The organism is Hanamia caeni, from assembly GCF_003721595.1.
Classification (GTDB): domain Bacteria; phylum Bacteroidota; class Bacteroidia; order Chitinophagales; family Chitinophagaceae; genus Ginsengibacter; species Ginsengibacter caeni.
In genome coordinates this window covers 210,976-225,264 of record NZ_RJJR01000002.1, presented here as the reverse complement: position 1 = coordinate 225,264, position 14,289 = coordinate 210,976, and the positions used below count along the sequence as shown (strand labels likewise).

General features: G+C 37.8%; 14 protein-coding genes. 9 read left to right on the top strand and 5 right to left on the bottom strand.

The window, feature by feature from the left end:
• Positions 1-24: 24 nt before the first annotated feature.
• The 5 genes from EFY79_RS04130 to EFY79_RS04110 form a co-directional block, all read right to left on the bottom strand.
• Positions 25-444, bottom strand: a complete 420-nt coding sequence (locus EFY79_RS04130; RefSeq protein WP_123119420.1) for an HXXEE domain-containing protein — start codon at positions 442-444, stop codon at positions 25-27.
• 274 nt (positions 445-718) lie between these two features.
• A complete protein-coding gene (locus EFY79_RS04125; RefSeq protein ID WP_233577916.1) occupies positions 719-1,270 on the bottom strand; it encodes a DNA-3-methyladenine glycosylase I in 552 nt (183 codons plus the stop codon).
• Positions 1,271-1,671: 401 nt separating this feature from the next.
• Complete coding sequence (locus EFY79_RS04120) at positions 1,672-2,832, bottom strand: parallel beta-helix domain-containing protein (RefSeq protein ID WP_123119419.1); 1,161 nt, start codon at positions 2,830-2,832, stop codon at positions 1,672-1,674.
• A 240-nt stretch (positions 2,833-3,072) separates the two neighbouring features.
• Complete coding sequence (locus EFY79_RS04115) at positions 3,073-3,522, bottom strand: hypothetical protein (RefSeq protein ID WP_123119418.1); 450 nt, start codon at positions 3,520-3,522, stop codon at positions 3,073-3,075.
• 79 nt (positions 3,523-3,601) lie between these two features.
• Positions 3,602-4,090 carry a hypothetical protein gene (locus EFY79_RS04110; protein WP_123119417.1) on the bottom strand — a complete coding sequence of 163 codons (489 nt, stop codon included), beginning with the start codon at positions 4,088-4,090 and terminating at the stop codon, positions 3,602-3,604.
• 275 nt (positions 4,091-4,365) lie between these two features.
• On the opposite strand from EFY79_RS04110, the gene EFY79_RS04105 reads away from it, so the two are divergent.
• The 9 genes from EFY79_RS04105 (at position 4,366) to EFY79_RS04070 (ending at position 14,008) form a co-directional block, all read left to right on the top strand.
• Positions 4,366-5,205 carry a helix-turn-helix domain-containing protein gene (locus tag EFY79_RS04105; protein WP_123119416.1) on the top strand — a complete coding sequence of 280 codons (840 nt, stop codon included), beginning with the start codon at positions 4,366-4,368 and terminating at the stop codon, positions 5,203-5,205.
• A gap of 175 nt (positions 5,206-5,380) precedes the next feature.
• Positions 5,381-6,112 carry an esterase family protein gene (locus EFY79_RS04100; RefSeq protein WP_123119415.1) on the top strand — a complete coding sequence of 244 codons (732 nt, stop codon included), beginning with the start codon at positions 5,381-5,383 and terminating at the stop codon, positions 6,110-6,112.
• 112 nt (positions 6,113-6,224) lie between these two features.
• Positions 6,225-9,047, top strand: coding sequence for a DNA polymerase I (gene polA / locus EFY79_RS04095; RefSeq protein WP_123119414.1), 2,823 nt, complete (start codon positions 6,225-6,227; stop codon positions 9,045-9,047).
• Positions 9,048-9,078: 31 nt separating this feature from the next.
• Entirely contained in the window at positions 9,079-9,279 is a 201-nt protein-coding gene (locus EFY79_RS04090; RefSeq protein ID WP_123119413.1) for a DUF2683 family protein, read from the top strand.
• Positions 9,270-9,533 (top strand): Txe/YoeB family addiction module toxin, encoded by a 264-nt coding sequence (locus EFY79_RS04085; RefSeq protein WP_123119412.1) that lies wholly within the window; start codon positions 9,270-9,272, stop codon positions 9,531-9,533. The genes EFY79_RS04090 and EFY79_RS04085 overlap by 10 nt, the downstream gene beginning before the upstream one ends.
• Positions 9,523-9,657 (top strand): hypothetical protein, encoded by a 135-nt coding sequence (locus EFY79_RS21860; RefSeq protein ID WP_262683586.1) that lies wholly within the window; start codon positions 9,523-9,525, stop codon positions 9,655-9,657. The genes EFY79_RS04085 and EFY79_RS21860 overlap by 11 nt, the downstream gene beginning before the upstream one ends.
• A 280-nt stretch (positions 9,658-9,937) precedes the next feature.
• Positions 9,938-10,699: an LPS export ABC transporter ATP-binding protein gene (gene lptB, locus EFY79_RS04080; protein ID WP_199727432.1), complete on the top strand. Its 762-nt coding sequence runs from the start codon at positions 9,938-9,940 to the stop codon at positions 10,697-10,699.
• Between the two features lie 177 nt (positions 10,700-10,876).
• A complete protein-coding gene (locus EFY79_RS04075; protein WP_123119411.1) occupies positions 10,877-12,394 on the top strand; it encodes a GH3 auxin-responsive promoter family protein in 1,518 nt (505 codons plus the stop codon).
• Between the two features lie 102 nt (positions 12,395-12,496).
• Positions 12,497-14,008: a S10 family peptidase gene (locus EFY79_RS04070; protein WP_199727431.1), complete on the top strand. Its 1,512-nt coding sequence runs from the start codon at positions 12,497-12,499 to the stop codon at positions 14,006-14,008.
• Positions 14,009-14,289: the final 281 nt, after the last annotated feature.

Here is a 14,289-nt window from a genome sequence, read left to right as displayed (position 1 = left end):
AGGACTAATTTTTTACTGCTATAGTTACCTTCTATCCGCCGGCAATAAATTGCGTTGGTTAAAAATATATGTGGCGTTTTTATCTTTGAACCAGTCAATCATTTTTAAAACCGCTATTATATTTAACCCTATGCCAACTGGAATACCGATAAGATAGTCAGTTATAGAAATTAAATTTTTTGAATAAACGACATAAAAGAAAAAGCAAACGCACGGAGCTAAAAAAATCCAAATCGTTATCATTCCTGCATTATAAAATGTCTTTACTTTTATATTAAAAACAAAAGTGTGAACAATGAAATTTCCTAACGAAACCATAATTACTGCAATGCCCAGCCAGATTGTTTTTTCGCCAAACAAGGCAGCCATGAAATAAAACAACCAGCCAACTACTATGTTTACAATTAAAGCATTATTGGTATTTAAAGGATAACGGTCGGACACATGTCACTTTTAAACATCACTTTGTTCATCATTCCAGGGAAAGTGCCGGACACTCGGTATTCTTCCAGTTGATGAAAAAATAAGGAAACCAATTCAGATACATCAGTAGCTCGTAGCCGGTAAAAGTTTTAAAATTAATCCAAATGAAAATTAAAACGATCAGGGATAAAAATCCCCCCGAGATCGTACCAGTGATTTCTTAAGAAATTCATTTGATTTATTATAAATAATTTAAAATAAAAATCTTTACTAAAACTTCGTTTACTGGTGGCCGTTATAGTACAAATGAGGGTTTCATTTTCAATACTTTTTTAAAAACCGGGCAGCTTGTAATATGTGCGCCCTGTAAATATCCGGTGCTCATCAAAAATTCATTCACAATTTCGCCACCGGTAAATCTGAAAGTGTTTTTAAAAATCTTTACCCATTCTTCTTTCGTCTTCGGATGATGATGTTCAATCCATTTTTTGAAAGAACCATATTCTTTTTGCAATTGCAAAACGGTTTTTGCATTTTCAATAGCTGCATTTATTTTAAGCCGGTTACGGATGATGCCTGCATCATTCATCAGTCTTTCAAAATCTTTTTCTTTGAAAGAAGCAATCTTTTGTATGTTCCAGTTTTTATATGCCTTGCGAAAGTTTTCCTGCTTGTTTAAAATAGTGGTCCAGCTCAATCCTGCCTGGTTGATTTCGAGGATTAGTCTTCCGAATAGCTCATTATCATCTTCTATCGGAAAGCCGTAAAATTGATCATGATAAATTCGGTGAACATTGTTTTCATCCATTATCATCACCGCTTCACAATAAGAATTCGGTTTATCCATTCGCTTAAAAAAGTTGCTGAAATTAATTAAAATTTAAACACTTGAATTTATTTTTAAATATTCACATATTAACAGTAAATGAACAAATAGGGATGAATTTTATTTTGCCTTTTAAAGATAGTGCTACCGGCCATGACTTGTTTGAGGATAACCAGAGGTTCCCCCCAAATAAGAAATTTTGACTGGTTACCTTAAATCATTTTCCTTCATGTATTTTTTAAGTGAACAAGAGGGCCTGCAATTTGGAATCCGGTAGAGAATGTTACACACCACTTAGAAGTTGTGCCCCTGTAATCAGAGAAAATGAAATCGCACCTGATAATAAAATAAGCCTTTTTATAATAACCAGCTTTGCGAAAATACCCTTTGCTATATTCGATTTTCTGATAAAACCAATTTGATCAATCGCAAGTCGGTAAAGAAGAAGGGTACGATGTGGTATAGGTATTATTTTTCCAGCAATTATTCGTGCCAGAGCCATCCCATAAGAGATCTACTCCTGGTAACGGAAGCCCCGCTGGCGGTGCACTACCGTTTTGGGCCAAAATATTGTTGGTAACTTTTGTACCGTCCGGATTGGGTTCAATATCCGCGAAAGCTTCCGGTGGAATGCCTCCCAATCCACCTAAAATAACTGTACTTACAGTAGCAATACCAGTAAAATTATTATTGCTGACCTTATTGTTTTTTATTTCTACACGGTCAACTCCTACTACCAGGATTCCCGAGCCACTCGGTACCAAAGCTTCAAAACCTCCTTCAGGATCAGCAAAATTGACATGATTATTACCTTCAATTATATTTTCGGTTATAGAAATGTCTGAAGAGGTTTTAACTGTAAGTCCTGGTAATAAAACAACCAGAATTCCTGATACATTATCATAGGAATGATTTTTTATAGCTGCCACGTTGGTACAATTTTCTATTTCCAACCCATTTACATTTCGAAACGCAACGTTATACTGAAGTACTAAATTGCTGGATTGTCCCACATAAATTCCTGTATCATCGTGGCCTGTAGCTGAGCAATACTCTATGATTCCATTATTACAAAATAATGGGAACAAGCCATATTCACCATTGTCAACCGTTTCTACATGTGATAATAAAAAATTATCAGCCCGAATCATGAACACACCATTTTCTTCAAAATTTTCAATTGTAACATTTTTCAAAACAAATCCGTCTCCATTGTCGCGAACAGTAATTCCGTTTTCTTCATCTCCCGGATTTTGAATAATTACTTTTTCCGACGGATCGCATATCAATCCAATTAACTGAATTGCCGGCTTATTTACCAGGACGGCTTCTTTATAAATACCAGCTTCAATATTAATAATATCGCCTGGCGCTGCAGCGTCAACTGCTGCCTGTATGGAGCCTCCGCGATGAACCACGATGCCTGCGTTTTTATTTTTTCCATTGATACCATCATTACATAGAGATGAGGAATTTTTTTTACAACTGGTAAATACTGTTGCAATTGTGAACGCAAACACAATTAAACCGACCACATTTTTAGATAAAAATTCAGGCCGCCCGAACCGAAGTAAATGTTTCATTTGTAACCTCCTTTTTAAATTATTAGTGAATGTTTAAACAGTTTTGATGAGTGCATTGAGAAGGTTAGCTTAAAAGAATTCCTGTAAATCTTAGGCTCGTATGATAAACCAATTCCGTGGCCGCCCACCTGCAATTTTGCCAGGCTTATTAAGTGCCTGCCTCTTTTAAGCCTGCCCGTAAAAGCTGACGAACCTTAAAATAGAAATGCCGGCAGACTGCGCGTTTTTATAAATTATTCATTATAGTTTCAAACTAATGCCTACAGAATAAGCATTTCCTTTTTTCAACCGACGTAAAAAGGTTTGCCAATCATTCTGAACAAAAAGCTTCGCTTTCTTTTTATTTTTGCCTGATGCGATGAAAAAAGGAACGCTTGTAACCATCGCCGCTGCTCCTCCCAGGACCATTCCTCCACCAGTCAGGCTGCCCCGTGGAAAAATATCAAATGGCTCATCAGGGTCAGCATTTTTAACAGCATTTGTTCCAATGATAGCGCCTGCAATGGCAACTCCTGCGCCTGCACCCAGTAGTATCCATGCCGCTGTTTTTTGGTTATGTGATGTTTTAAGTAAAAGGTGGCCCATTTTGTGTTGCGCACTTATAGGTGAATCAGGCTTATCAATTTGTGCGTTAACTTTAAAAATATTACTAAAAAAAATCAACAATAAGATTGATAATATCTTTTTCATGGCTTACTATTTTAGCTTTATAATAAACTAATGGTTGAGATCTTTAATTTTTTGTTATTTCTATTAACATTTGTAATCCTTAAAAATAAAATTCAAACCGAAGCGCAGGCCAAAGATTCAGTGACTTCAAAAGAATAATGGATGAAGTTTCACTTTCCGGTAAATAAAATACACCTGCGTCAATGGTAATACCGTTTTTAATATTTCTAAACGGAATGTCTTTTCCCACAGTTAAATTCAACGTGAATCGCTGAGGAGATTCTGCAGCAGGAAAGAACGTACTTCCCTGCCGGAAGAACCATGTTTTCTGATTTATTCTTGCATCATTTTTTCCTAAATACAGCCGGTGTTCCAGGCTTATCGCAGTCCAGATCATTCCCAATGTTGAAGCCGCTCCTGCATTCAATCCCAACTGGCTGACGTTGGCAATCCTATAGGTTATTCCTGCATGTATAAGTTCGGGCCCTGAAATGCCGGCAACGATTCTTAATTTAGGAGGAATATCTGTCTGTGCAGCAAGATTTAAACTAAACACAAATAACATAACAATCGCCGTTACAAATTTCATAATGCTTAAAATTTATGAGGCTATTGAATAATTAAAGGAGGAACCGTTTTGTCTTGTTAAGAATAGTAAAATTAAAATGGATCATTTCTTTGTGATTGTAAAAAGGCGACAATTTTCTGACAATAATTATTTTTTCAGGCCCCCGAGTTTGCTTGAAATAAAAATCAGATGAAATAAAAACGACATTATTAATAAATTACATATATATTTATATCGATTTTCAAATCCCCTGATGATACCACTTTGAAATAGCCACCAGAATTTAATATTTTCAAATGGTTTCAACTTTTCAGATAAAGCCTGCGGCTATATTACAACCTTTTATAAGCTCTTATTCTTTAAGACAATTTAATACCGGAGCATTGGTAATGCCACAACCCATGCATGCAGTTCATGAATATTACATGACCTTTTTTCTGAAGGATAAATTTGGAGAATTGAGAGATAATTCCGGAAATTTTCAGCGCAGAGCGTCTAACTCGCTTTGTACCCTTTTTACGGAACCGCAAGGCTGCGTTTATTATAAAGGAGATTATGTTATATTCTGTGTACAGTTTAAATCCAACGGCATATTTGCAATTTTGGGCATTCCTCAAAAAATATTAATAAATGCCATTTTCCCGCTTGGTGATATTTTGGGAGATGAAGATAACCTCTTACTTACTGAACAACTTCAATTCTCTGCAAATATATTTGAAATGGCCAGGTGCATGAATTCGTATCTCATCAAAATGCTTTTGAGTCAAAAGCACAAAGTTTACACAGATATTATTGCCGGTATTTCCGATATTATTCTCCATAATAAAGGTGTTATATCCGTGGATGCGCTTGCGCTTTATGGCTGCATGAGCAGGCGCAATTTTGAAAGAAGGTTTATAGATGAAGTAGGCATATCTCCCAAATTGTATGCACGCATAACCAGGTTTTACAATGCACTTGAAAACAAAATGCTGCATCCGGACAAGAACTGGACAGATATTGTATATGAAAATGGTTATTATGACCAGTCACACTTTATAAAAGAGGTAAAACTTTTTTCTTCCAAAAGCCCGGACGAGCTTTTTAAATATACTCCCCCGCCAACAGAAAATTTTACACAAAAGGTAGAGTACTAAATCAGTAGCAGCCCCGATGAGGCCCGGTACATTTCAGTTACTGCTAAAAAACTGGCATGGCATTTTTTTATATTTCTTAATTTCATTTTAATTAAATAAAGCAAGAACAGTTGGAAAAAATCCCAAACCAATAGAATTCTGCAATTAGAAAAAACAAATAAAATAAAACCATTTAATGAAAAGAGAGCTCACTTCATGGTACAGCCCTTCCGTAAACAGGGAAATGCCCATCGCTACTTATGGTGATTATGGTTTTGCGCTTTTGTTAATCCCTACGGCTGCGGCTGATTACCTGGAATATGAACGGTTTCAAATGATAGATTCTATTGCGCCGTTCATCGAATCAGGGAAAGTAAAAGTGTTTTCTATCAATAGCATGAACAATGAAAGCTGGATGCATCCTACGATGTGGGGCGCGCATAAAGCCATTCGCCATAATGAATTCAATCACTATGTTTTCAATGAAGTAATTCCTTTTATCAAAAACAGCACTTCGGCGGAAACACCCATAATCACCTTTGGCGCAAGCTTTGGCGCGCTTCACAGTATGAATTTATTTTTGAAAAGGCCAGATTTAATCCATGGCGTAATTGCCATGAGCGGTGTTTATGATTTACACGAATACACAAAAGGTTATGATGACGAGCAGGTGTATTTCAATTCGCCGATGAATTATATGCCTAACCTTACGGATAGCTGGTATTTGGATAATATCCGCAAAAGTAATCACATCCATATTTTATCAGGAAGCGGCGAATTTGAGGATCCCGGCGCTGCGGGCAGGTTTGCCAAAGTATTATACGACAAAGGAATAAATTATGAACTGGATATCTGGGGGAATGATATGCGGCACGATTGGCCCACATGGCGCGACATGCTTCCCTATTATCTTGATTCTAGATTCTGATTGGCAGTAAATAAACAAATACTTCGCGTTTTTGTTTTGCAAAAAAAGCAAAACATTTCCTATATAATCTTCAACTTTATTTTCCATTCTTACTATTTCGTAAATTTACCCGATGGAAAAAAAGTTGTTTCTTCTTGATGCGATGGCGCTTATTTACCGTGCGTATTATGCTTTAATCAGAAATCCAATCATTACTACTAAAGGGAAAAATACCAATGCCCAGTTTGGCTTTACCAATACTTTATATGACCTGATTAGCAAAGAAAATCCAACTCATCTTGCCGTAGCTTTTGATACCATTGCGCCCACAGAAAGGCATTCCGATTTTGCGGCATATAAAGCCCAAAGGCAGGAAGCACCTGAAGATTTGCTAACAGCTATTCCGGATATTAAAAAGATAATTGAGGGATTTAATTTGCCCTGCATTGAATGCGATGGATATGAGGCAGATGATATCATTGGCGGCCTGGCCCAAGAGGCAGAAAAAGACGGCTACCAGGTATTTATGGTAACTCCTGATAAAGATTTCGGCCAGTTGGTAACTGAAAATATCAAAATTTATAAACCCGGCTACCAGGGCGGAAAGGTAGAAATAATGGGCGAAAAAGAAGTTTGTGAAAAGTGGGGGATAAAAAATGTAAAACAGGTAATTGATATTTTAGGATTAATGGGAGATGCCAGTGATAATATTCCTGGTATCGCAGGCGTAGGCGAAAAAACGGCTTCCAAATTACTTGCCCAATATGGCAGCCTCGAAAACGTAATTGCCGATGCGGAAAATATAAAAGGAGCGCTGGGACAAAAGATTGTTGCCGGAAAAGAAATGGCGATTTTAAGTAAAAAACTCGCCACTATTATCACAGAGGTGCCCTGCAAGTTTGATGAAGAGAATTTTAAAGTAAAACCTCACGATTTTGAAGCGCTAAAAGCCATTTTTGCTGAACTGGAATTTAAAACATTGGGTAAAAGAATTTTGGGTGAAGAATACAATGTTTTTGTGGTAGAAAAAACGGTTGTTCAAACTGATTTATTTGGAAACGCCAATGACATTCCTATCCCTTCAAAGAAGGAAGAAGAAAAACAGGAAATCGAAGAAAAGACCGGACTTGCTGCGGGAAAAAATATCAAAAACACACCACACAATTATATACTGGTTGAAAGTAAAGAAGACATTCAATCATTGATAGAAAAGTTATCTGCTCAAAAAGAAATTTCTTTCGATACTGAAACTACACACATTGATCCTAATGAAGCAGAACTGGTGGGGCTAAGCTTTTCATTCAAAAAAGGAGAAGGTTATTATATACCCTGCCCGCCCGACCAGCAAAAAACCCTGGAAATTGTAAGCCTGTTTTCTGAACTGTTTGCTGACGAATCGAAAATATGGGTGGGTCAAAATATTAAGTATGATTTAGTGGTTTTGAAATGGTACGGCATTCATGTAAAAGGAAAATTATTTGATACCATGCTTGCCCACTATGTGATAGAAAGTGAAGGCAGAAGAAATATGGATTTGCTCAGCGCCCAATACCTGGATTATGTTCCCATTTCGATAACTGAGCTAATCGGCAAAAAGGGAAAAGGACAAGGAAATATGCGGGATGTAGCGATTGAAGAGGCTAAGGAATATGCAGTGGAAGATGCTGATATCACCTTGCAATTAAAAAACGTTTTTGCACCAATGCTGAAGACAAAAGAGGTTGAAAGGGTCTTTGAAGAAGTAGAGTCGCCTTTGATAAACGTGCTGCTGGATATGGAATATGAAGGTGTGAACGTGGATACTGATTTTCTGAAACTTTATTCAAAGGAGTTGGAAACCGATGCGAAAAAATCAGAGGAAAGTGTGTATGAACAAGCTGGCATAAGATTCAACCTTGCCTCTCCAAAGCAACTGGGAGAAGTATTGTTTGAAAAAATGCGGATTGATTCAAAAACAAAAAAAACCAAGGGGGGCCAGCATGCTACCGGCGAAGATGTATTATTAAAGCTTGCCAAGGAAAATCCAATAGTTGAAGATGTGTTGAATTTCAGGGAACTGACGAAACTGAAATCAACTTACGTTGATGCCCTGCCTCAGTTAATCAACAGGAAAACGTCGCGGGTGCATACCTGTTATGGACAGGCAATCGCTGTAACAGGAAGGCTCAGCAGCAATAATCCCAATTTGCAAAACATTCCTATCCGCACAGAGAGAGGCCGCGAAATAAGAAAGGCATTTATTCCGAGGAATAGCGATTATGTTATTATATCTGCGGATTATTCGCAGATAGAACTACGCATTGTGGCTGCCATAAGCGGCGACCCGGCTATGTCTGAAGCTTTCAGGCAGGAAAAGGATATCCATACAGCCACAGCCGCCAAAGTTTTTAATGTGGATGAAAATGATGTGACTAAAGAAATGCGTTACAAAGCCAAAAGCGTAAATTTTGGAATCATCTACGGACAAAGTGCTTTTGGCCTGGCTGAAAATATAAACGTGAGCCGAACCGAAGCCAAAGAAATCATAGAGGCTTATAAAAAAGAATTTGCCCATATTCAAAAGTATATGGACGAAATGAAACTTTTTTGTAAGACTAACGGTTATGTGCAAACGTTAATGGGAAGAAAACGGTGGCTAAAAGATATTAATTCCGGAAACTGGACGGTGCGTGGCTATGCAGAAAGAAATGCCATCAATTCTCCCATACAAGGAACTGCGGCGGATATGATAAAGCTTGCCATGATTGATATTCATCGTAAGTTTCAAAAATATAATTTTAAATCGAAGATGATTTTGCAGGTACATGATGAATTGGTATTTGATGCGCTCAGATCGGAAGTGGAGGACATAAAACCCATCATTTTAGACTCTATGAAAAATGCATTGAAGCTGCCTAATGAAGTGCCGGTAGAAGCAGAATTAGGTGTTGGAGAAAATTGGCTGGAAGCGCATTGAGGGATTTTATTCTTAGATTTACCTTAAAAAAATGGAGACAATTTTAATACATACAGAATCCAAAGAACAAATAAAAGTTTTTGAACAAATGGCAAAAGCTTTAAAAGTTCCATTTGAAATCAAACAAGGAAGCCCATATAAGCCTGAATTTGTGGAAATGGTACGTCAAGCCGATAAAGATTTTAAAAAAGGGAAAGGTAAAAAAGTCAAACTGGACGACATATGGAAATAGTTTTCCTTGGAAAGGCTTCAAACGATTTAAAGGCATGGAAAAAATCTGGAAATTTATCTGTACTCAAACGCATTCGAAAATTAATTGAAGACATTCAGAGAAGTCCTTTTGAAGGCATTGGTAAACCTGAACCCTTAAAATTTGAGTTATCTGGTAAATGGTCAAGACGCATAACGGAGGAAGACCGAATAGTTTATCAGATTCTGGATGGCGTATTAAAAGTTTATTCTTTAAAAGGTCATTATGAAAAATAATATGGCCTTACAACAATGGTTTTTAATTGAAAATGAAGCCGCATATGCAAAGGCAGCGGCACGGTATGAGCTATTAGAGAATCAGCCAGAGGAACTTCAGAACATAAAGAAAAAATGCTTTTAGCATTGCTTATGAATAAATATCAGGAAACCAGGTGCCCATTTCTGACATTGATCCTGTAGAAATCATTACAATAAGAATGGAAGAGTTTGGATAAAGCCAGCTGATATTGCGAGAGAATACGGAGATAAAGGAACTATAAGTAAAGTGCTTAATTACAAACAACCATTGTCGCTTAAAATGATCAGGTTGTTTAATAGAGTTTTAAGGATTCTAACGGATCTTTTGACTAAAGGATATAATCTTTCTTAATTTTTGTCACGCCTTTTTAAATAAGAAATTTTTGAACCAGACAATTTTTGCAAAGGACCTTACTAAAAGATACGGTAAACGTACGGTAAATAACAAAGTTTCGTTCCACGTGAGCCAGGGAGAAATTGTAGGTTTGCTTGGCCCTAATGGTGCAGGTAAAACCACTTCATTTTACCAGGTGGTGGGATTGGTAAAGTCAGATGAAGGAAATGTTTTTTTAAATGACCTGGATATTACCAAACTTCCCATGTTCAAAAGAGCCAAGCTGGGCCTGGGTTATTTGCCCCAGGAATCAAGCGTTTTCAGAAAACTAACTGTGGAAGACAATATTGCTGCTGTGCTTGAAATGACCAGGCTTTCAAAACACGAACAAAAGGAAAAACTGGAAACACTTCTTTCGGAATTTAATCTGGACCATGTCCGTAAGAGCAACGGGGATGTATTGAGCGGTGGAGAAAGGCGACGCACGGAAATTGCCCGCGCGCTTGCGGTGGATCCCAAATTTATTTTGCTGGATGAACCTTTTGCGGGCATAGATCCTATTGCCGTAGAAGATATTCAATCAATCGTAACCAGGCTCCGCTATAAAAATATTGGTATACTAATTACCGATCACAATGTAAATGAAACGCTCTCTATCTGCGACAGGGCCTATCTTCTGATTGAAGGCAAAATTTTTGTGGAAGGAACCGCAGAGGAATTGGCAAAGAATGAACAGGTACGCAAACTTTACCTCGGAAGAAATTTTGAGCTAAAAAGAAAAGATTATTTACATTCAGATGTGTTTAAATGAGTGATTAGTGGTTGGTAGTTGGTAGTTTGTGGTTGATGATTGATTACTGATTATTGATTATTATATTAAATTACATACTCAACCAATAAACCATGAACTAATAAACGAATTAACCAACAAACGAATTAACGAATTAACCAACAAACGAATTAACGAATTAACCAATAAGCCCATCAATTGAAAATCCTTAGTCCTGTCATATCGCAATTGGCCAGGATGCGCCTTCGGGGTGTGGAAAATTGGATTGCACATCCTATATCAGCTCAGCGCAACGTATTACAACATTTGGTAACACAAGCCCAATACACGGAGATAGGAAGAAAATATAATTTTTCAAGATTGTTTACAATTAAGGATTTTAAAAACACAATTCCTATTCATGAATACAACGACCTCAAGCCCTACATCAGCAGGATGATGGCAGGAGAACAAAATATTCTTTGGAATACGCCGATTAACTGGTTTGCAAAAAGCAGTGGCACCACTTCAGATAAAAGTAAATTTATTCCTATCAGTGATGAAAGTTTAAAAGATACTCACTTCAAAGGGTCAAAAGATGTGCTTACCAATTATTATAAAAATTTCCCTGACAGCGATTTACTCACGGGCAAAAGCCTCGTAGTGGGCGGCAGCCACCAGGTTTCCAATCTATTTGAAGACATTCAGTATGGCGATCTAAGCGCAGTGCTTATGCAGAACACACCCTTTTGGGGACAATGGATTCGCACGCCCGAACTAAAAATCGCTTTGCTGGATGAATGGGAAAGTAAGATTGAACAACTTGCCATCAATACCGTTCATGAAAACGTAACTTCAATAGCAGGCGTTCCTACATGGACAATTATTTTAATAAAACGCATACTTGAAATTTCGGGAAAGAAAACGCTGAAGGAAGTGTGGCCGAACCTGGAGTTGTACATGCATGGTGGAGTTTCGTTTATCCCTTACCGTGAGCAGATTAACAAATTAATCGGTGGGCCTGTTAATTATCTGGAAATGTACAATGCCAGTGAAGGTTTTTTCGCCGCTCAGAATATGCCCGATGATGAAGGATTGCTGCTTTATACAGACCATGGAATTTTTTATGAATTTCTGCCCGTGGATGAATATGGAAAACCGGGCGCAAGTACCATTGGATTGAAAAGAGTAGAGTTACATAAAAATTATGCCCCAGTCATTACCACAAATGGAGGCCTGTGGCGATACCTCATTGGCGATACAATCCAATTTACCAGCCTCAAACCATTTAAAATAAAAGTGTCGGGAAGACTGAAGCATTTTATGAATGCTTTTGGAGAAGAGGTAATTGTTGAAAATGCTGATAATGCGATTGCGGCAGCTTCTGCAAAAACAAATTCACTGGTGAAAGATTATTCAGCGGCGCCGGTGTTTTTTACTGAGCAAAATAACGGAGCGCACGAATGGCTAATTGAATTCGAAAACCAGCCGGCGGATTTGAATCGCTTTACGATTGAATTGGACGAAGCTTTAAAATCGCTTAACAGCGACTATGAAGCGAAGCGCTACAAAAATATAGCCTTGCGCCTGCCTGTTGTTCATTCTTTGGAAAAAAACACCTTTGATAAATGGCTGAAAAGTAAACAAAAACTGGGAGGCCAGCATAAAGTGCCCCGTCTCAGCAATGACAGGAAAATGATTGAAGAAATTTTAGCAATGCAATCCGGCGGAAAATAAAAATACTGCTTATTTATTATTCTACTGTCATCATTAGATTGATTAAGAATATAACCTTACAACTTGCTGCTCAATAAATAGAAAACTTAAAAAATGAAACACATGAAGACTTTTATTACTTTTTTTTTGATGATTGTTTTTTGCACAAATGGATCGGCCCAGAAGAAAACAGCTAAGGATGAGCAAAGCAGCGAAAAAAATCCAATGGTGATTGTGGATTCGTCCGTTACCATAAAAAATTCTATTACCATAAAGGGACAAGCAGTTCCTTATACCGCCAAATCAGGCACTTTGCCTATATGGGATGAAAATGGCAAGCCCATCGCTTCTGTTTTTTATACCTATTATGAAAGATCGGATGTAAAAGACCGCAGTACAAGGCCGCTGGTGATTTCGTTCAATGGCGGCCCGGGCACGCCTTCAGTATGGATGGAAATTGGCTATACCGGCCCAAGAATATTAAATGTAGATGATGAGGGTTTTCCGGTAGAACCGTATGGCCTTCATGATAATGCGAATTCTATTTTAGATGTAGCCGATATTGTTTATGTGGATCCGGTAAATACGGGCTATTCAAGGAAAGTAAGTGAAGATGTGCAGGGGTCAAAATTTTTTGGCGTAAATGAAGATATCAAATACCTCGCTGAATGGATCAGGACTTTTGTAACACGCAATAACCGCTGGGCTTCTCCTAAATTTTTAATTGGCGAAAGCTATGGCACCACAAGAGTTTCGGGGCTTGCACTTGCACTGGCTGACCAGGAATGGATGTATCTTGATGGAGTAATTTTAGTGTCGCCTACAGATTTGGGAATTAAGCGCGATGGTCCCGTGGGCGAAGCTTTGCGTCTTCCTTATTTTGCCGCTACTGCATGGTATCATAAAATGCTTCCTGCTGATTTACAAAACAAAGATTTGACTGATATGCTGCCGGAAGTGGAAAATTTTACAATGAACGAGCTAATCCCTGCGCTGGCGAAAGGAAGCGCTTTATCTGATTCAGAAAAACAAATAATTGCAGGCAAAATGGCGCGATATTCCGGCCTGAGCGAGAAAGTGATTCTTCAACACAACCTGGTAATTCCGTATGGATTTTTTTGGAAAGAGTTACTGCGCGATAAAGGATTCACTATCGGAAGATTAGATTCCAGATACCGCGGAATTGACAGGCAGGATGCCGGTGTATCTCCCGATTACAATGCCGAACTAACGGCATGGTTACACGCTTTTACGCCTGCCATGAATATCTATCTGAGAGATGAATTAAATTATAAAACTGATCTTAAATACAATATGTTTGGCTCTGTTTGGCCATGGGATGATAAGAACAACAACACCGGCGAGAACCTTCGGCAGGCAATGGCGCAAAATCCTTTTCTTCATTTACTGGTTCAATCCGGCTATTATGATGGCGCCTGCGATTATTTTAATGCGAAATACAGTTTGTGGCAACTGGATCCGGGTGGCAAACTAAAAGATCGTATTAGTTGGAAAGGCTTTCGTAGCGGGCACATGATATATATGCGGAAGGCCGACCAGGCGCCAGCAAATGAACAAATAAGAGATTTTATTATTCAATCAATTCCTAAAAAAGGGGAAGGTGCAAAATTTTAAAATAAAATTCAGCAATTTCAAATAAAGTTTTTTCGCACAAACCCAAACTAAAAGTGTGAATAGCGGGTTAAAAGAATGAAATAGCTTAATTTACACGCTGATTTAGTAAATATTTATGGAAATTTGATCAATATTTTTAATTTTGGAAAAAAATTAAGCGTATTAGATAAAAAAATAATAAAAATTGGAGACGTGTGTTTTTCTCCTATTTTTGCAACGGTGTTTTTCATAGGTTAGCAACGGCCAGCCCTTTTTAGGGCAGGCCTTATTTTTTTAATCTA

Excerpts from the sequence above, each read along its gene's own strand:
- EFY79_RS04105 (WP_123119416.1), top strand. The coding sequence starts at position 4,366 with ATGGTTTCAACTTTTCAGATAAAGCCTGCGGCTATATTACAACCTTTT.
- polA (WP_123119414.1), top strand. The coding sequence starts at position 6,225 with ATGGAAAAAAAGTTGTTTCTTCTTGATGCGATGGCGCTTATTTACCGT.
- EFY79_RS04090 (WP_123119413.1), top strand. The coding sequence starts at position 9,079 with ATGGAGACAATTTTAATACATACAGAATCCAAAGAACAAATAAAAGTT.
- EFY79_RS04085 (WP_123119412.1), top strand. The coding sequence starts at position 9,270 with ATGGAAATAGTTTTCCTTGGAAAGGCTTCAAACGATTTAAAGGCATGG.
- EFY79_RS04120 (WP_123119419.1), bottom strand. The coding sequence starts at position 2,832 with ATGAAACATTTACTTCGGTTCGGGCGGCCTGAATTTTTATCTAAAAAT.
- EFY79_RS04100 (WP_123119415.1), top strand. The coding sequence starts at position 5,381 with ATGAAAAGAGAGCTCACTTCATGGTACAGCCCTTCCGTAAACAGGGAA.
- EFY79_RS04110 (WP_123119417.1), bottom strand. The coding sequence starts at position 4,090 with ATGAAATTTGTAACGGCGATTGTTATGTTATTTGTGTTTAGTTTAAAT.
- EFY79_RS04115 (WP_123119418.1), bottom strand. The coding sequence starts at position 3,522 with ATGAAAAAGATATTATCAATCTTATTGTTGATTTTTTTTAGTAATATT.
- EFY79_RS04125 (WP_233577916.1), bottom strand. The coding sequence starts at position 1,270 with ATGGATAAACCGAATTCTTATTGTGAAGCGGTGATGATAATGGATGAA.
- EFY79_RS04070 (WP_199727431.1), top strand. The coding sequence starts at position 12,497 with ATGAAGACTTTTATTACTTTTTTTTTGATGATTGTTTTTTGCACAAAT.
- EFY79_RS21860 (WP_262683586.1), top strand. The coding sequence starts at position 9,523 with ATGAAAAATAATATGGCCTTACAACAATGGTTTTTAATTGAAAATGAA.